The following is a 19,190-nucleotide window of genomic DNA, read 5'->3' as shown; positions in this document are numbered from 1 at the left end:
CCCGACAGGTTTCAAAAACCTGTCGGGTCTGGAATTATTTCTTTAACTTAACAACCAAAGGATTATTTATTTTTTTGGCAAAGGAACTTAAATAAGTTTCCCATTCTTTTTGCGTTTTAAACGGGCTTCCTTTTTTCCATCCAAAACCTGCGTAGTACACGACTTTATGTTTTTTAACTTTTAAATTTCCATAGAGATTACTCAAATCTGTTTCCTCCGTAATATGATTGTCAAAAGCGGTCAAAGTACCTTTTGGAGCTACAAGACCGGTTCCGATTTCAGAATCGTCGATAGGTTCCCAATGACTTAGCCAGCCTTCTTCCAGATTCGTTCCAATGGTACCTTTTTTATCGTGAAGCGTTATTCCGGCAGCGATGTTTTTGGTACCTTTAATGGAAATTTCAAAGCGGGAAAGGTAACTTCCGTAATCCAGGCTGATGAGTTTAGATTCGGTTATTTTGTGGCCATTCGCGTCCCAATCGGCATAGGTTAGTATGAAACTGGTTCGTATCGGGCCTGTGGTAATGGTCTTCCAGCTGATGAAATTTCTGGAAAAATAGTATTTTCCTTTCTCATTCACGGCAATTCCGCCAATTCCGCGGCTGTCTCCCACATGAAAGTTGTCTAAACCTTCACCGGTATCTTTGTGATACGTTCCGGTTCCTAAAGTTGCCTTTTCGTACCATTTATTGATAATCGGATAATCGACTCTTTTTAACCAGGCATCAATTCCACTGGTCAGCGTACCTCCGGGAATTTTATCTTCTACCATCTTTTGTGCAACGGGACCGTATGTCCTGAAAGCTACTTTGTTGTTCTCCCACGCATAATCGTCGGTACGTTCGGGAACAAATCTCGAATAGCAATTAATATTTTTGGAGTCCGCAGCATCCGATGGCACAATTTCATACTCTTTTTCAGAAGAAGCACTTATTTTAGGCTGGAACAATAAAACATCAGCGTTGCCGTCGCCGTCATTATCAACAGACTGGCTTTCTAAAGATAAACCGGACTTTTTTTCTTTCACGGCATAATTTTCAAGTTTAGCGGAAGAAGGAAGTCCAAGTGATTTTTTGGTTAGTTCAACAGTTTCAAATTCTCTGTCTACAGGAAGCAGGTTGGTAACCGTTACTATTTTGTGCTGAGAATAAGCGACAAAACCAGCAGACAGTATAACGGTTAATAAAAGGTGTTTTTTCAAAATAGTATTTGTTTTAATTTATCAATGTGAAATCATTTTTATGAATTATAAATTTACAAATCAATTACCGGAAAAGAATACAAAATTGGAGTAAAAATGTACAGCTCATTAAAATAGTAGTTAAAAATCATATTATTTAAAGATTTAAAAAAAGTAGATTACGGAAAACAGTAAAATGTAGTTTCAAAAAAAATCTAGATTTGATTAATTTATAAAAAGAATAAATCACATGAGATATATTCCCAATCTAATCCCTGAAAATTCAAAGGTTTTAAAAGATTATTTTAAAGTTCTAAAGCCTTCCAATAAAAAATCAAATTCAGGTTTAATTGATTTTTTAAGATGGTTTGGCGGAGTCCTTTTAATAATTTTTGCATTAGTATATTTAAAACATCCTTTAGTCACTTTGCTATTTGGTTTTATGGGTTTTATGATTTTACCTCCCGGGCATAACTGGGTGGAAAAAAAATTTAGATTCAGCTTTACGACGAAAATAAAATCTATTTTAGGATTTATACTTTTTTTAATTTCTATTCCTCTTTTAGGTCATTACAATGCATTAGATAAAGAAGAAGCGTATTTATTAAAGGTTAAAACAGAGCGTGAAGAAAAGCAAATAGCAGAAAAGCTACGAAGAGAAAAAATTAGAAATGACAGTTTGATTTTTTACATAGCTGCAAGTTCTCAATTTACTGGTAAGCATAAAACTGATCAAGCAGTAAAGCTACTTAAAAAAGCTGTTGAATTTGCAGAATTACCCGAAGATAAAGCAAAAATAGCATTAGAAAAAAAGAATATCTCCACGGTGAAAGCATTTGATTTAGTTAAATCTGAGAAATATCATTTAGCCTTAAAGATATTAGATGCTTTAATTTTAGATGATCAAAGTAATTCGAATTTATTTTATAATAGAGCAATTTGTTACAGCAAAACAGGAAAAATCAGGGAGGCAGTAAATGATTGCAAAATTGTGACTCAGCTTGGAGATAAAATTGCAGACAGGTTGTATAATAAAATTAATCCAATAAAAAAGCGAATAACCGGATATATTACCCGTTGCTGTGATGGTTCTACATCTGGATCGACAGGACGGGGAACCTGTTCACATCATGGCGGAGTTTGTGACTGGCAAGAACCAGTTTACGAGGAATACAGAAAATACGAATAAATTATGAGACAAGATATTTTTCAATTGGTACCATTGGTAGATGCAAGTTTTTTCCAAAAAATATTTAGGCAACTGCCAACTGAAAATAGTGTTATTGAACTAAATAATTTACTGGCGTCATATCCGTTAAAGGAAATTTTAAATGAGAATATTTATGAAATTGAGCAACGTTATCAAGTAAATCTCAAGCAGGAATTTAAACTTAACTTAGAAGAATTTTATGCTGTATATTTAAATTATTATCTTAGAGATGGCATTTTAAATGATATAGATTTTGAAAATTTAGATCATTTAAAATCAATCTTATCACTAGAAAATGATTCTGTAGAGAAGTTGACTTATATGATAGGAGAGATAGTTTATAGAAGATTTTTTGAGAAAGCAATTTCAAACGGAAGGCTGATAAGAAAAGAACAAGATTTTTTAGATAAAATAGAAAAAGATCTTCAGCTACCTAAATCACTTATAAATAAGATTTCTGATGAAAGTAAGCGTAACTTTATTCAAAATTATGTTGAAAATGTGATTAAAAAGCAGGAGTTTTCACCCGATGCAGAACTCGAAATAAACAATATCGCTGAAAGTTTAAATATAGATTTACTTTTTAGTAACGAGATAACCAAGAAGTTAGAAAAACTTAAATTATATTGGAAATTAGAACACTTTCCCTTGTCTGCTATTACATGTGATATAGTTATTCAGAAATCAGAGCAATGTTATTTTAAAATTAATTCCGTCAAATGGTACGAACTAAAAAGTTTGCAACTAAAGCCATTACACTACAGTTTAAATATTAAAGATTTAAAAGCATTTTATCTGAATTCATATTATAAAAAATCAAATAACAGTACTTATAAATACATAGATTCCGGTAATTTATATTTAACTAATAAAAGAATTATTTTTACAGGAAAACACAAAGATTTAAATATAAGATCTGAGAAAATTTTGAGATTAAGTCCAAAATCAGATGGAGTGGAAATAGATAAGGAGACAATAAAATCTATATTTATTCAATTTCCAGAGAAAGCTGATGAATTTTCTTTAATTTTAGATAAATTAATAAGAGAAAGAGATTCTTAAAGAGAATAATTTGAACAATAATCTCCATGAAACAAAGCGCCGGCATATTACTCTATAAATTCATAGATAAAACCATTTATTTTTTACTGGTGCATCCGGGAGGCCCATTTTGGAAGCATAAGGACCTGGAAAGCTGGTCTATTCCGAAAGGGGAATTCATGACTGATGAAGAACCTTTGCCTGCTGCAATGCGCGAGTTTAAGGAAGAAACCGGTTTCGGACTAGAAGCAGAATCAGAAGAAGATTTTATTGCTCTTGAACCGGTAAAACTCAAATCCGGCAAAATGGTTTATGCCTGGGCGTTAGAATTTGACATTGATGTGACTTTGGTCAAAAGCAATGATTTCGAAATGGAATGGCCGCCCAAATCCGGAAGTATTAAAAACTTTCCGGAAATTGATAAAGCGGAATGGTTTCAAACCAACGAAGCATTAAAGAAAATAAACCCCGCACAGGCTGATTTTATCATACAGATCGTTTCAAAAATTTCTTCTTCACTCTAATATTTATCTGCTGCAGATCATATTTTTTGTAAATTACATTCTTGTATTCTGATAAAAGTAATCGGATGAATTAAAAATGTAAATAAAAAGTATGGATGTTAAATGTATAATTTTTGACTGTGATGGTGTTCTGGTAGATACTGAAAAAATTGGTAACGGAATTTTGCTGGAGATGGCAGCCGAACATGGTTTCGAAATGAAATTAGAAGAGGCATATCGCGATTTTAACGGGCGAAATTTAAAAGAATGCTTTTTACATATAGAAGATGCGATTGCCAAAAAACTCCCTGAAAGTTTTGAAAAGGAATACCGCCAGAGAAGCTTTGAAGCTTTCAGAACGCAGGTAAAACCTATGGAAGGTGTTGTTTCATTTCTGAATAGTCTGAAAATTCCGTATTGTGTGGCTTCCAGCGGCCCCGTTGATAAAATCAGGCTCAATCTTGAAGTGGCAGGATTATTAGACAAATTCGAAAATAAAATATTCAGTTCCTACGAGATTAACAGCTGGAAACCGGAACCGGGCATATTTCTGCATGCCGCCAAAGAAATGGGTTTTGAGGTAAAAGACTGTATCGTAGTCGAAGACAGCAAAGCAGGGGTAATGGCAGGCAGAAAAGGAGGTTTTAAAGTGTATGGTTTTGCGAATGGCTATAACGATACTGACTTAAAAGCCGGAGGAGCTGTACTTTTTAATAGTTATGTGGAGTTAAGGGGGGTGATTGGAGTTTAGGTTTTCAGTCACAGTTTACAGTCGCAGTTTACAGTTTGTGCGATAGCTGTGTCATTTCGACGAAGGACAAATCACACTTGTTGGTCGGCAAATATTGTCGAAATTCGTTGCGGAATTTCTTATGCGATGTACTTCGTCTGTTCGCTATCGATCGGGTCTTCCTTCGGTCGAAATGACACAATTGACCATAAAGCGTCGTAATTTCTCTAAAATAATTTGGCTTTAGCAAGGTTTGGTTCCCCTTGACCCATTTCAAATCTAATATTTCACACCCACATTCCAGAAATTATCTAATCATCACATTCTCTAATTATCAAATTCTTCTAATTCTCTCATTATCCAATTGATATATGAATGTAATTTGTTACAATAAAATAAATTTTTATATATTTGAATTTAGATATTCGTTTTTTTTGTGACGTAAAATAATATATTATCAATATTAGTGTTAATAAACAAACGATTTATTTTACGTAAAAGCGACTTCTCCCAAAGGATTGTTTTTACGATTGTGGTTTTCTAAACCATACCAATAACCTACACACCAAAATAAAAATGACGAAAAATATACGTAGACTTTTAGTTTTATCCATATTCTTTTTGCCCTATATCAGTACCGCCCAAATTAAAAAAATAGGGGTTCCTTTCATCACAAATTACAATCCGAAAACCTATAAGGCCGCGTCTGAAAATTGGGATGTTTTGCAGGATTCTAAAGGAATGATGTTTTTTGCCAACCATTTTGGAATTATGCAGTTTGATGGCGTACGATGGAGCATTGTAACCCAGCCGGACAACAAAAGCATGGTTCGTTCGCTTGCTATCGATAAAAAAGATAAAATCTATGTTGGGGCCCAGGGTGATTTTGGCTATGTGGTACAGTTATGCAATGGACAGTATAAATATACTTCGCTGGTGAATTTACTTCCGGCTTCGGCCCGAAATTTCGGGGATGTGCTGCATACTGTTATTCGTAAGGATGAAGTAATTTTTTTCTCTATTGAACGAATATTTATTTATAAGAATAACAAAATCAAAGTACTAAAGTCTCAAGTTAATTTTGATGAGTTTTTTGAAGTCGGACAGCAAATCTATGTTTCTGACAATACAAAAGGTTTACAGAAACTGGAAAAGGATGTTTTAGTTCCAATTCAGAATAGTGAACAGTTTGTCGGAATGAAGATTCGAAAAATCTTTGAAACTAAAAATGGCTTGCTCCTGCTCACCCAAAAGAACGGACTTTTCTCATATAAAGATAATCTCCTAAAACCTTTTGTAACAGAAGCCGATTATTTATTAAAGCAAAATCAAATCACTACGGGAGTTTTGCTTTCTGACGGCTATTTCGGTATCGGAACACGTCAGACGGGGTTGGTAGTCCTGGATGGTGAGGGACAATTGATTCAGCATATTAACAAACAAATGGGTTTGCAAAATGAATATGTAACGAATCTGAAAACCGATAAGGAAGGCAATTTGTGGGTTACACTCAAAGAAGGGATATCCGTAATTCAGATTTCTTCGCCTTTGTCGAGAATACTGGATACTTCCAATTCTGAAACTAAAATATACTGCAGTCAGATTTATCAGGACAAATTGTATATCGCAACCGATAACGGTTTGTTCTGGCTGGACTGGCAGGCGTATAAAACCGGTAAAAGAGAAAACGCACATTTTCAGCATATCTCAGGAATGTCTGAAAATGTATGGAATATCGGTGTTTTTGGAAATGCGCTGCTGGCTTTTGAAAAAAACGGAATCTTCGAAATTAATGGCGCTTCCGCAAAATTACTGGCCAAAATAGATGGGGCCTGGCAAGGCGTGATTATTCCAAATCACCCGGATTTATTGCTGGTGGGCGGTTACACCGGATTGTACCTGTTGAAGAAAATAAATAATGTCTGGGTGTATCAGCATAAGATAAAAGGATTTGAGGAAAGCAGCAGGATTATTGTAACGGATGCCGCAGGAAATATCTGGATTGCCCACGGTTATAAGGGAATCTATAAACTAAAGTTCAATGAAACCTACGACAGCGTTTCAAACCTTACATTCTATAATCAGGCAGATGGTTTTCCGTCGAGTTTGTTTTTAAATACATTCAAAATCAATAATCAGATTCTTTTTGGAACCACAAAAGGTGTTTACAAACAAGATGTAACCTCAAATAAAATGGTTCCGGATCCTGTTTTCAGGAAATATCTCGGAATGGAAAATCATATTCGTTTGCTTAAAGCAGACCATCAAAATAACATTTGGTATGTTTCGGGGGAAAATACCGGAAAAATAAATCAGAAGAAGCAGGGAAATCTTCACCTGGAAGAATTGCCTTTTAGAAAATTAAGGTATTTATATATTCCTGGTTTCGAAAACATTCAGACCACAGCGGGCGGTGATGTGTTTTTTGGAACACAGGATGGTTTAATTCATTACAACAGCACCAAAAGAAAGACGTACCAAACGAAATACAAATCGATTATTTCGGAGGTAAAATGTATTTTCCCCAAAGATAGTCTCTTGTTTTCGAGTCGTTATGATGTACTTCCTACCAATGTGGAATCTCCCCATGAGACCCTTTCTCCGGTTTTGTCCTATTCCAATAACTCGTTACACTTTTCATTTGCGGCCTTGTGTTACGATGAGGCGGATGCCACCAAATACGAATACTGGCTGGAAGGTTTTGAACCAAAATGGTCCGATTGGAGCCTGCAGACCGAAAAGGAATATACCAATCTTCCCGAAAACGAATATGTTTTTCACGTAAGGGCCAAAAATATTTACGATGTGGTGAGTGAAGAAGCGGTTTTCAGATTCGAAATTTCACCGCCCTGGTACAGGACAAGCTGGGCTTATATTTTGTACCTGACACTTTTTGCTGTTTTGATTTATACGATTATTACCTACCAAAAAAATGTTGCAGAGCGCAAACGTTCTCAATTGATCATCAATCAGGAAAAAGAACTATTGTTTACGCGGGCAGAATTTAACGAACAGAAATTACTTCTGGAAAAGGAAAATCTCGAAGCAACGATTAATCTTAAGAATGCCAAAGTAGCTTCGAATACCGTCAATCTTATTCATTTAAATGAAATCCTGCTGTCTATAAAAGAACTTATTACGGAGATCAAAAAAGAGAAAGATCCGGCAGTCAATTTAAATATACTGACCAAAATAAACCGGATTATCGATCATGAACTACAGGGAGATCAGCATTGGAATGAGTTTGAAGAAATCTTCAATCAGCTTCACGATAATTTCATGCAACGCCTCAAAACGAGTTTTCCGGAATTAACACCGCGCGACATGCGATTGTGTGCGTATTTGCGAATGAATTTCAATACAAAAGAAATTGCACCGCTCTTAGGAATTTCCGTGAGAGGTGTGGAAGATACCCGATATCGCATTCGTAAAAAATTAAAACTTTCTTCCGAAGCGAATATTACCGAGTTTATTCTTAATTTTTAGTTTTTTATTATTCAGTATAATCCTAGGTGTATTTACGCGCTTTGACGGCTATTTACTACATTTTTTTTACCTGTACCGTAGTCAAACCGTATCCCTAAATTGGCCTTACAGGTAGTTTATTTGTTAATATTGTTCATTATTACCAAAAATAACAGTCCGTTTTTGACAAATTGACTTTTTGATGGTGTAATACGCTTTACTAACAAAAAACAAAAAAAATGAATCAAAAAGACTCTTTTTTCGGCCGACCACCGAAAAACAATTCCGATTATCTGAAAAGGTTTTTTATTATGACAATAGTACTATTGTCCCCTTTTCTAAAACTACAGGCACAATGTAATACACTGGTCTGGGCAGACGAGTTTAACGGTACTACAGTTGATGCAACGAAATGGCAGAGTATTTCCGGAAACGGCTGTCCTTCACTTTGCGGCTTCGGAAACGGAGAAGCACAGCGTTACGATCCGAATCAGGCAACTATTGTCAAAGAAGGGACAAACAGTTACCTGAACATTCAGGCAAAGTACGAGCCGACTGCAGCCTTCCCGCAACAGCCTTATTCCTCAGCAAAACTGACGACACAAGGAAAGTATGCGCTAAAATACGGCAGGGTAGAAGCCCGCATGAAGTTATCTTCAGGAATGGGTGCCTGGCCGGCATTCTGGATGCTGCCTGCAGGCCAGTCGAATTGGCCGTTTACGGGTGAAATTGACATCATGGAAGCCAAACACAGAAATCCAAAGTCCATAGACGGAACCATTCATTACGACGGAGGCGGGTACCATTACACCGGAAGAAGTTATACTTCTCCAACCGATTTGTCTACAGAATTTCACGTTTATGCCGTAGAATGGGGACCCAACAGTATCAAATGGTTTATTGACGGAAACTTATTTCATACTGCAACTCCGGCTACGACCGTAAATGGCGGATGGCCTTTTAACGACCAGCAGTTTTACATCATTCTGAATCTGGCAGTGGGGAGTTTAGGAACGCCTTACACCAGTGTAAACGGAGCAGGAGTGGAACCCATTCCGGGTGATTTTCCGGCGAAATTGCAAGTGGATTATGTACGTGTGTACGACGGAAGTTTTGCAAATGGCGTAATCGGGGATGCAAAAGTATATCAAAACGAAACCGGTAAAACCTATACGCTGGGTGCAATCGCAGGAGCAAGTTACAATTGGACCGTTCCATCAGGAGCAACCATTACTTCAGGACAGGGAACCAATAGCATTACCGTTAACTGGGGAACTACGGGAGGAGATGTTTCGGCTGTAGCCACGGTGTCCGGCTGTACGGCCACCACGTATAAACTGGCCGTAACGACAGAAGTACCCTTGCCGGTAGAGAAAGTCCATGAAGATTTTCAAAGCAACAGGAATGTGCTGTATCCGCTAAAAACAGGTGTTTTAACAGAAGCTGTGGCAAATCCTTCGGCTACGGGTGTGAATACCTCTGCTTTGGTTGGGCGATATGTTCGTAACGCCTCTGAATTATACGATGTTTTAAACATTAAAAACGTAACCATTTCAAACGCGAACGATTATGTGTACGGAAGAAAAAAACTTTCATTTGACATTTATACGTCGGCTCCGGTTGGGACTAAAATATCCATGCAGTTAGAAAATAGCCTGGTAACCACAGCGATCAATTATCCTTCAGGAAGACATAGCGGTTACAAAGCGACTACGACTGTACAAAACAAATGGGAAACCATAGAATTTGAATTCGAAAAAGTAATCGATCCGAATACAAGTGCCTTATCAATCAATAACGTTGTGTTTCTTTTTGAGTCGAACTCGAATTCCGGTGCTACGTATTATTTTGATAATTTACTAACGAAAGCAGCTCCCGAAAAACCGGTTATTGCTACAGATGTCCTGCAGAATTATGACGGTATCAATAAAATTATAAAAGGCACGACTACAGGAACATATTCAGTAGTAGCCAATCCGGGTTCGAACTCAGTGAACGCTTCCGCGAATGTGGCGAGATACGTAAGAAACGTAACGGAACAATACGACGTCTTGTTTTTCAACACGCAAAGTTCCATTGAAGATGCCGGCTTATTGAAAAATCAGACCAACAAAATCATGATCGATGTGTATACTTCGGCTCCTGTTGGAACGGTGGTGAGTCTTAATTTAGAAAACAGTGCCACTTCGCTTCCGGCAAATTTTCCAACAGGAAGAAACAGTAATTATGTGGCGATAACCACCAAACAAAACCAATGGGAAACACTGACTTTCTACTATAATTCAAGCCCTGACGAAGGAACTTCGAATTTAGCTGTCAATCAGATGGTATTGTTATTTAATTCCGGTTCTTACACGAGCGATACGTATTATTTCGACAACATCAGAATTGGTGCGACTAAATTACCGGATACTTTTACACCGGGAGTAGTCTATGAAGATTATCAGACCATTCATAATATCACTTTCAGGGATGCTATCGGAACGTATACGGCAAATGCTGCAAACCCAAGTACCAGCGGAATCAATACCTCTTCAAACGTTGGTAAATACGTTAGAAAAGCAACCGAATTATACGATAATTTCTCGTTTAATTCCACGATTACCAATGTGGCAGATTTCAAAAGCGGCACCAAAAAATTCGCTATGGATGTGTATACTTCAGCTCCGGTTGGCTCTGTAATCTCGTGGCAGGCCGAAAGCAGCGCTTCGATTCCGTCGAATTTTCCTGTCGGAAGACACAGCGTGTATCAGGGTGTTGTCAAACAAACCAACACCTGGCATACCGTAACCTTTACCTACGCCAGTTCACCGGATGCTTCCACATTAGACAGCGAGGTAAATCGTTTTGTGTTCTTGTTTGAACCGGGAACAAGCTCCGGGAACACTTACTATTTTGATAATATTAGAAGTCTGAATTTAGTTTCTACAGAGAACCCGACGAACACTTTGCCATCTCCATGGGTGAGTACCGATTTAGGTGCTGTCACTCCGGCCGGCTCAGCCACTTATTCCGGCGGAACGTTTACCGTAAAAGGAGCAGGAGCTGATATTTGGGAATCAAGCGACCAGTTTCAATATGTAAATCAGCCGATTACGGGTGATGCTGAAATTATAGCCAAAGTAAATTCACTAACCAATACCAATACGTATGCAAAAGCGGGAGTCATGTTCCGTGAAACGCTTACGCCAACGTCTAAACATGCCATGAGCAATATTACGGCGACGGCAGGAGTAGAATTTTTATCAAGAGATGCCGTTTCTGTTCCAACAATTGCACAAGGAGCCGCAGGAACTACACCAAAATGGCTTAGAATCGTACGATCCGGAAATGTATTTACGTCTTATTCTTCAGATAACGGAACTACATGGACACAGATTGGTACGCCAAGAACTATTGCAATGGCAAGTACGATTTATGCGGGATTGGCCGTTACCTCTCATGCCAACGGAACATTGGCGACGGGAGTATTTAGCGATGTGATCGTAAGAAACATCACGCCTCCAACGAACAATGTCAATTTAGCTTTAGCGAAAACTGCTGTAGCTTCTACAGAAGAAAATGCCACACTTTCGGCTTCTAAAGCCACAGATGGAGACGGTACCGTTTCAAGATGGGCCAGTTCTTTTGCCAATGCCAGCGAATGGATTTATGTGGACTTGCAAAGCAACTATAACCTTAACCGAGTGGTTTTGAAATGGGAAGCGGCTTTTGCAACACAATACAAAGTCCAGCTTTCAACCGATACTGTTTTCACCGAAAATGAAACCGTAAATACACAAACCGCCAGTGATGGAGGAACAGATGATTTGGTGGTAAGCGGTACAGGAAGATACCTTCGAATTTTATGTACTGCGAAAGCTCTTGCTCCTTACGGATATTCTTTATTTGAGATCGAAGCGTACGGAACGGCATCAGCAGCTAAACAAGCTTCGGCTTCTAAAGAAATCGCTCCGGAAACCGTAACAACAGATTTAGCCATTTATCCAAATCCGGCAACTGATTATATTCAGCTTTCGGTATCGGGGAATTTGAAAAATAAAGAAGTTACGATTCATGATCTTGCCGGTAATCTGGTAGTCAAAAGTAAAATTGATACTACAACAGATCAAAGCATTATTGATATCAGCCGACTTCCAAAAGGAATCTATGTCCTGAATTTTAGTTCGGATGAAAAGAGCTGGACCAAGAAACTGATTAAAAAATAGCAGGACAGTCCGTAAAGTGCAGCATGCCTTTTTTGCCATGGATTTAAAAGATTTTGCCGGCGTTAGTTATAAAAAATCGGTACTAATCTTTTATACGGATAGCTATAGGAAGTGACTAATTTTTTGCTTTGCACAGTCGCGGACCGTCCTAAAATAATTATTAAAAATCCGTTGGGTGTGATGAATTAAAAGTAAATATACCGGTTTCCATATACCGGAGTTTAAATTTAAGGATAGCACCATACAATCACACCTGGCGGGTTAATACAATCATTTTTTGAGTAAAGTGATTGCACGTTTAAATTTTTATTTAGTAACCCCATAAAACTTTTACATATGAGAATAATTAAACTTAAAAGAATTTCTTTTCTGATAACACTGTTTCTGGTGTTTTCAAATTTGATGCAGGGTCAGGGCCCTATTCCCTTTACCATCAGTAATACGTCAACGTTTAATGACAACGAGCTATATGTAGCCATCGTTGGTATTGATTATACCACCGGAAATCACGTTTGGGTAAATGCCAAAACAAGTCAGGTTTTACCAATGAGTCCTTCTTACAATACGGTTACCGGGCCAACAATTGGCGGCAATACGGGACCTGGACAAAACTCAAAATACGCCAACTGCTTTACCAAACTGAGTGAAATTCCAAATAAAACTTTCACTTTACCGCAGATTGCAGGATGCAGGGTTTTTATAGCAAAAGGACAGCAGTTGTATTTTTATTTCTTTGGTGCCAGTGGTGCTCCCTCAGGATATACTTCACCAAATCCGTTAAATGCGACAGATCCGAACCAGGGAATTTTATATGAAATCATCGAATTGACCAATAACCAATATGGTTTCTTTGGAAATCCTTCGAGAGTGGATTCGTATAAATATCCAATGGGACTGGAATTATTCGGTGCAAACGGATACCAGAAACGTGTGGGGGAACTAAAGAAACATGCTGATATTGTTGCGGCTTTCAAAGCCAATGTACCGTCGGAGTTTCAGGGGTGTGTTAATGATGCCACCGGAGAAATTACCGCACCTTCCAAAACACCTGCTTTTGCAGACGGAACAGGAGGAACTTCAGTGGGACCTCAGGCGAATTACCTGAAATCTTATATTGATGCCATCTGGAACAAATACAAAAATGAAGATTTAATATTTTATGCCGGAGATGCCGGAGTTTTCAAAGGAAGAGTGATCGGTGAACAACTGGAAATGGTGGGACAGTCAGGAGGATTTGTAGGCCGTACAGGTCGTGTACAAAACCGACCTTCTACACAGGAAGCCCTGGAAGGTAAAGGAGTTCTGGACAGAAGATTAGTCGACGGAGATCTGGATCTTGTGATTCAGGCGCAATTAACGGCTGCGATTAACAGACATGTTGTCAATACGACAACTCCAAACCCGGGACAGCAAAACTGGTACGATGCCTCCAAATTTTATCAGGTGAATCCAACCAATCATTATTCTAAATTCTGGCATTTGCCGGGCATTAGCGTAGACAATCTGGCGTACGGTTTTGCGTATGATGATGTGGCCGATCAGTCGCCATCACTTCATTCGCCACAACCTACCAAAGTAATTGCCACTTTTGGAGGGTATGCCGGAACGGTTCCAACGGTACCAGCCACTACGGATGTGATTACGGTTTATAAAGATTGTAACTATACGGGATTTTCAGGCGGACTGACCATTGGAGATTATAACCTGGCGCGTTTGAATACGTTAGGGGTTTTAAACGATGATATTTCGTCACTTAAAATCACTCCCGGATTTCAGGCGATTTTGTATCAGGATGATAATTTTACCGGAGCTTCAACCGTAATCAATTCCGATAATTCATGTCTGAATACAACCTGGAATGATAAAGTGACTTCGATTCGAATTCTTGCAAACGGAACAACAACCTTAGGAAACCAAACCTACTTTCTGCAAAACAGAAACAGCGGCCTTAACATGGATGTCTGGACTGCCAGTTTAGCAAACGGAGCCAATGTTGCACAGGGAACTCCAAATTCAGCAAACAACCAAAAATTTACGTTTACGCATTTGGGAGATGGTTTGTATAAAATTATTGCCAATCACAGCGGACAGTCCTTGGATGTGAACAATTTTAATAAAGCGAATGGTGCCAATGTAGAGCAATATCCATACAATGCGACTACCAACCAACAATTTATATTGGTTTCTACAGGTGACGGATTCTATAAAATTGTAGCACGCCATAGCGGAAGAATAGTTGAGGTTGCAGGAGCAAGCACGGCAAATGGTGCCAACGTGCAGCAATGGGACAATAATAACCAGACTTGTGGACAATGGAAACTGGTTCCGGCCACCACTTCCCAAACTTCCGTTTTAATTCAGGCAGAAGATTATTCGGCCATGAGCGGCATTCAGGTTGAAGCAACAACAGATACAGGAGGAGGTTCGAATGTTGGATATACCGAAACAGGAGACTGGTTAGCGTATAACAGTATTAATTTTCCAACAACAGGTTCTTACCTGATCGAATACAGAGTAGCAAGTGCTGTTACGGGAGGTAAATTATCTTCTGACCTTAATGGCGGAACTATTGTATTGGGTAATGTTGATATTCCGAATACCGGAGGATGGCAAAACTGGCAGACGGTTTCGCAAACGGTAAACGTAAATGCGGGAACGTACAATTTTGGTATCTACATCCAAAATACAGGAATGAACATCAACTGGATTAAAATCACAAAAGTAGGTGCCACAGCTAAAATAGCTGAGGTAAAAACAGTGGAAGAAAAAGCAGCTCCTGTTGCCTTAAATGTTTACCCGAGTCCGGCAGATACGACACTTTTCTTTACTGCAGAAGTTTCAGGAAATGTAAGTATCGTAGATTCTCAGACCGGAGCAGTGGTTTCAGGACAAAAAGTAACCAATAACAGTGTAGATGTTTCACATTTAAGAGCCGGAGTTTATCTGATTGTATTAGAAAAAGACGGACAGAAAACGGTGAAACGTTTTATAAAAAAATAGTTTTAAAATGATAAAGCCTCGAAGGGTAAATTTAAAATTTAAAAATTTCAAATTCCAATCTGTGACTTCACGAATGATTTCACAGGAATCAATCTAAAATCTGAAATCTAAAATCTAAAATCGATCCTTTGAGGCTTTTTAAATTCTCCCCCAAAATTTATATATCAATTAATCTATTAAAAAATGTTACCATGAAAAACAATTACAAAGCGATCCAGCTGAAATGGATCCTGATTTTCGTTCTGGGTGTTTTTAACGTATCAATGGCCCAAAAAAAAGTTATTGCTTACATTCCAAACTGGATTGACCTGAATTCCTTTTCAGGCAGTGTACAGTACAGTAAATTAACGCACATCAATATTGCGTTCGAAAATCCCGATGCCAACGGTTATCTGACTTTCAATTCCGGAAGCAACACAATCATTAATGCAGCACATGCGCAAAACGTAAAAGTTTTTGTTTCTCTGGGAGGAGGTTCAGTTTCTGAAGGGGGTGCCATTCGTGACAACTACTTCAATCTGATTACACCCGGAAACAGGACAGCATTCATTCAGAAAATCTACGATTACGTGGTCGCCCACAATTTTGATGGTGTCGATGTGGATTTGGAAGGTCCGGCGATCAATGGGGATTACGGAGGTTTCGTAATCGCTCTGGCAGCCAAATTACACGCGAATGGTAAACTGATCTCAGCCGCGCTTTCAGAAGGATATGGTGGTGCCAATGTACCTGCATCTACTTTTGCCGCTTACGACTGGATCAATATCATGGCATACGATGCAACAGGTCCATGGGCACCCAATAATCCGGGACAGCATTCTCCGTATAGTATGGCGGTGAACCAGTTTAATTACTGGACAGGCAGAGGATTACCGGCAAGCAAAGCCATCATCGGACTTCCTTTTTACGGATACGGTTTTGGAGCTTCCGCCAATCAGGGAATTTCTTATGCGAATATTATAGCCCAATATCCCGGTTCAGAGAATCAGGATCAGGTAGGAAATACAATTTATTACAACGGAATTCCAACCATCAAAGCCAAAACAACATTCGCGATTCAGAATGCCGGCGGTGTTATGATTTGGGAATTGTCACAGGATGCTGTGGGTTCAAAATCATTATTAACAGCCGTAAATCAGGTCATTACCGGAAGTCAGCCGCCTGCAACAGGAACTTTGATTCAGGCAGAAAATTATTCAAGTATGAGTGGTGTTCAGACGGAAGCGACAACAGATACCGGCGGAGGCTTAAATGTAGGTTACGCAGATACAGGCGACTGGATGGCGTATTACAGTGTTAATTTTCCTACATCAGGTTCTTATGTAATTGAATATCGAGTAGCAAGTGCCGTTTCGGGAGCGAGAATTTCTTCTGATTTAAGTGCAGGAACCATTCAGCTGGGTGCTGTGAATGTACCGAATACAGGAGGCTGGCAAAACTGGCAGACCATCACCCAAACGGTTAATGTAAATGCCGGAACCTATAATTTCGGAATATACATTCAGAGTTCCGGTGTAAATCTGAACTGGTTCCGAATCACTAAATCAGGCGCATCTTTAACAGCAAAAACAGTTTCGCCGGAAAATGCAAAATCAACCGACATTGCCGGGCTTAATGTATATCCGAATCCAACGGCAGAAACGCTTTTCTTCAGTACAGAAGTTTCCGGAGCCAACGTTAGTATTATAGATTCTCAGGGAGGTGCTACAGTTTCAAATCAAAAAGCAAATAACAACAGTGTTGACGTTACCGGTTTAAAAAGCGGAGTCTATCTGATCTTAGTAGAAAAAGACGGAATCAAAACCGTAAGACGTTTTATTAAGAAATAAGGTAAAATGAAGAAAAATATAAAAGTTTTAATTCATTCAAAGCTACTCTTACTGGCCTTTATTTTTGTTGGTTTAAGCGGTCATGCTCAGGTGATCATGTTTGATGATTTTAATTATTCAGGCAATACTGACCCGCAATTGGCATCATTTAACAAATGGCAAATTATCAATGGAGTGAGTGGGCCACCGGAAGGAGCAGCATACAGCAGGAATAATGTAGCTTTTATTACAGACCCGAATGATTCCGCTAATAAGCTGATGACATTGAAAACAACGGTTAATGGTCAGTCAAAAGCGGTAACACATTCGCGAATAGAAAGCTCCTATGAATATTTTGAAGGAACTTATGCGTCAAGAGTCTATTTATCAGATGAATCATTTGCAACTAAAGATGCCAATATACAGACCTTTTTTACCATTGTAAGTTCAAGTCTTGCGCAGGATGGTTCAAAATATAGTGAAATGGACATCATAGAGTATATGGCTGCTGATAAATGGGGAGTTTCTCCGGACAACAGAGTGGGCTATACGACTTCCTATCACAAATATATTGCAAATCCGTGGAAGCCCTGGAAAACTTATTCTACCCAGCAAAAGTCCTTAGCCGGCTGGCATACTTTTATTGCTACCTACACAGATGGTGTGAATATCAGGTATTATATGGATAACACGCTTATTGCCACTCATTCTGTTACAGATAATGAAACGCAGGCAGGTCTCCCGGTTTATCCCAGAAGTACCATGCAGGTGGCATTCGCCAATTGGATCTGGAATAATGTATTAGGAACCGGTACTGGTAACAGAGAGAATACTTTCATGACCGATTGGGTTTTGTATTACAAGAATACAGCATTAGATCTGACCCAGGTTAATACGTTGGTAGCCACTTATAAAGCACAAGGATTGAAAAGAAGAAATCTTGCCGGACAAACATTTTATGACACTCCGCAAACCGGTGTTGCAACGGTGTATAAAGATTGTAATTATGGCGGATATGCGGTGAGTTTACCAGCTGGCAACTATACTTTAGCGAACCTTCAGGCCAAAGGAATTTCAGATAATGATATTTCTTCGCTTAAGGTGCAAAATGGTTATGAAGTAGTGCTTTATGCCAATGATAATTTTTCTGGTTCTTCTGCTGCAATTACTTCAGATAATACGTGTTTGGTCGCAAATAGTTTTAATGATGTTGCTACTTCTGTACGAGTGAGGGCGGTAACAAATTCGTCTTCGGTATTGATTGAAGGGGAGAGTTATACCAGCATGAGCGGAATTCAAACGGAAGCTACCACAGATACTGGCGGAGGCTTAAACGTAGGGTATGCCGATACAGGCGACTGGATGTCTTACAGCAACATTAATTTTCCAGCATCGGGTTCTTATTTGATCGAGTACAGAGTGGCTAGTGGTGTCAGCGGAGCAGTCATTTCTTCTGATTTAAGTGCAGGAACGATTCAGCTTGGTGCTGTAAATATTCCCAATACAGGAGGATGGCAAAACTGGCAAACGGTAAGTCAGACCGTAAATGTAAATGCCGGAACATACAATTTCGGAATTTATATTCAGAACACGGGTGTGAATATCAACTGGATCAGAATCACTAAGGCGACATCAACTTTAGCAGCAAAATCAGCTTCAAAGGATAAGATCGAAAGCCTGACCGTTTATCCAGGTCCGACCGATAACGAACTTTTCTTTACTACTGATGTTTCCGAAGCAAACCTGAGTATTATCAATTCTCAGGATGGTGCTACGGTAGTATCACAAAAAGGCCATGGAAACAGCATTGATGTGTCACGTTTAAAAAGCGGAATCTATCTGATTTTAGTAGAAAAAGACGGAGTCAAAACGGTGAGACGTTTTATTAAAAAATAAGTTTTTTAACCGCAAAGGATTTTAACCGCAAGGTTCGCAAAGGTTTAACGCAATGTTCGCTAAGTATTGTATTATTGACACATACCGCTTTGCGAACCTTCCGTTTCTTAACATATTGCATAGATAAAAAAACTTAGCGTGCCTTGCGG

General features: G+C 38.7%; 10 protein-coding genes. 9 read left to right on the top strand and 1 reads right to left on the bottom strand.

Annotated elements, in window-relative coordinates:
- Positions 1–34 precede the first annotated feature (34 nt).
- On the bottom strand, positions 35–1,201 hold the full coding sequence (locus tag GJU43_RS04420; protein ID WP_154339614.1) for a DUF4861 family protein: 1,167 nt from the start codon (positions 1,199–1,201) through the stop codon (positions 35–37).
- 229 nt (positions 1,202–1,430) lie between these two features.
- Here GJU43_RS04420 and GJU43_RS04415 point away from each other — a divergent pair, with 229 nt between their 5' ends.
- From GJU43_RS04415 to GJU43_RS04375, 9 genes are all read left to right on the top strand, one after another.
- Positions 1,431–2,369: a DUF3761 domain-containing protein gene (locus GJU43_RS04415; RefSeq protein WP_154339613.1), complete on the top strand. Its 939-nt coding sequence runs from the start codon at positions 1,431–1,433 to the stop codon at positions 2,367–2,369.
- A 3-nt stretch (positions 2,370–2,372) separates the two neighbouring features.
- Positions 2,373–3,452 (top strand): hypothetical protein, encoded by a 1,080-nt coding sequence (locus tag GJU43_RS04410; RefSeq protein ID WP_154339612.1) that lies wholly within the window; start codon positions 2,373–2,375, stop codon positions 3,450–3,452.
- Positions 3,453–3,478: 26 nt separating this feature from the next.
- Positions 3,479–3,955 carry an NUDIX domain-containing protein gene (locus tag GJU43_RS04405; protein ID WP_154339611.1) on the top strand — a complete coding sequence of 159 codons (477 nt, stop codon included), beginning with the start codon at positions 3,479–3,481 and terminating at the stop codon, positions 3,953–3,955.
- Positions 3,956–4,046: 91 nt separating this feature from the next.
- Positions 4,047–4,685: an HAD family phosphatase gene (locus GJU43_RS04400; RefSeq protein WP_154339610.1), complete on the top strand. Its 639-nt coding sequence runs from the start codon at positions 4,047–4,049 to the stop codon at positions 4,683–4,685.
- Between the two features lie 555 nt (positions 4,686–5,240).
- A complete protein-coding gene (locus tag GJU43_RS04395) occupies positions 5,241–8,150 on the top strand; it encodes a triple tyrosine motif-containing protein (RefSeq protein WP_154339609.1) in 2,910 nt (969 codons plus the stop codon).
- A 290-nt stretch (positions 8,151–8,440) separates the two neighbouring features.
- Entirely contained in the window at positions 8,441–12,337 is a 3,897-nt protein-coding gene (locus tag GJU43_RS04390) for a family 16 glycosylhydrolase (RefSeq protein ID WP_229655001.1), read from the top strand.
- 336 nt (positions 12,338–12,673) lie between these two features.
- Entirely contained in the window at positions 12,674–15,337 is a 2,664-nt protein-coding gene (locus GJU43_RS04385) for a beta-1,3-glucanase family protein (protein ID WP_154339607.1), read from the top strand.
- 191 nt (positions 15,338–15,528) lie between these two features.
- Entirely contained in the window at positions 15,529–17,166 is a 1,638-nt protein-coding gene (locus GJU43_RS04380; protein ID WP_154339606.1) for a glycosyl hydrolase family 18 protein, read from the top strand.
- A gap of 6 nt (positions 17,167–17,172) precedes the next feature.
- A complete protein-coding gene (locus GJU43_RS04375) occupies positions 17,173–19,041 on the top strand; it encodes a carbohydrate-binding protein (protein WP_229655000.1) in 1,869 nt (622 codons plus the stop codon).
- The last annotated feature ends 149 nt before the right edge of the window (positions 19,042–19,190 follow it).

Origin of the sequence: Flavobacterium sp. LC2016-23 (assembly GCF_009674775.1) — a bacterium.
Classification (GTDB): domain Bacteria; phylum Bacteroidota; class Bacteroidia; order Flavobacteriales; family Flavobacteriaceae; genus Flavobacterium.
The sequence above is the reverse complement of the archived record's forward strand: the minus strand, read 5'-3'. Positions and strand labels throughout refer to the sequence as shown.

Excerpts from the sequence above, each read along its gene's own strand:
- GJU43_RS04405 (WP_154339611.1), top strand. The coding sequence starts at position 3,479 with ATGAAACAAAGCGCCGGCATATTACTCTATAAATTCATAGATAAAACC.
- GJU43_RS04390 (WP_229655001.1), top strand. The coding sequence starts at position 8,441 with ATGACAATAGTACTATTGTCCCCTTTTCTAAAACTACAGGCACAATGT.
- GJU43_RS04385 (WP_154339607.1), top strand. The coding sequence starts at position 12,674 with ATGAGAATAATTAAACTTAAAAGAATTTCTTTTCTGATAACACTGTTT.
- GJU43_RS04375 (WP_229655000.1), top strand. The coding sequence starts at position 17,173 with ATGAAGAAAAATATAAAAGTTTTAATTCATTCAAAGCTACTCTTACTG.
- GJU43_RS04380 (WP_154339606.1), top strand. The coding sequence starts at position 15,529 with ATGAAAAACAATTACAAAGCGATCCAGCTGAAATGGATCCTGATTTTC.
- GJU43_RS04400 (WP_154339610.1), top strand. The coding sequence starts at position 4,047 with ATGGATGTTAAATGTATAATTTTTGACTGTGATGGTGTTCTGGTAGAT.
- GJU43_RS04410 (WP_154339612.1), top strand. The coding sequence starts at position 2,373 with ATGAGACAAGATATTTTTCAATTGGTACCATTGGTAGATGCAAGTTTT.
- GJU43_RS04395 (WP_154339609.1), top strand. The coding sequence starts at position 5,241 with ATGACGAAAAATATACGTAGACTTTTAGTTTTATCCATATTCTTTTTG.
- GJU43_RS04415 (WP_154339613.1), top strand. The coding sequence starts at position 1,431 with ATGAGATATATTCCCAATCTAATCCCTGAAAATTCAAAGGTTTTAAAA.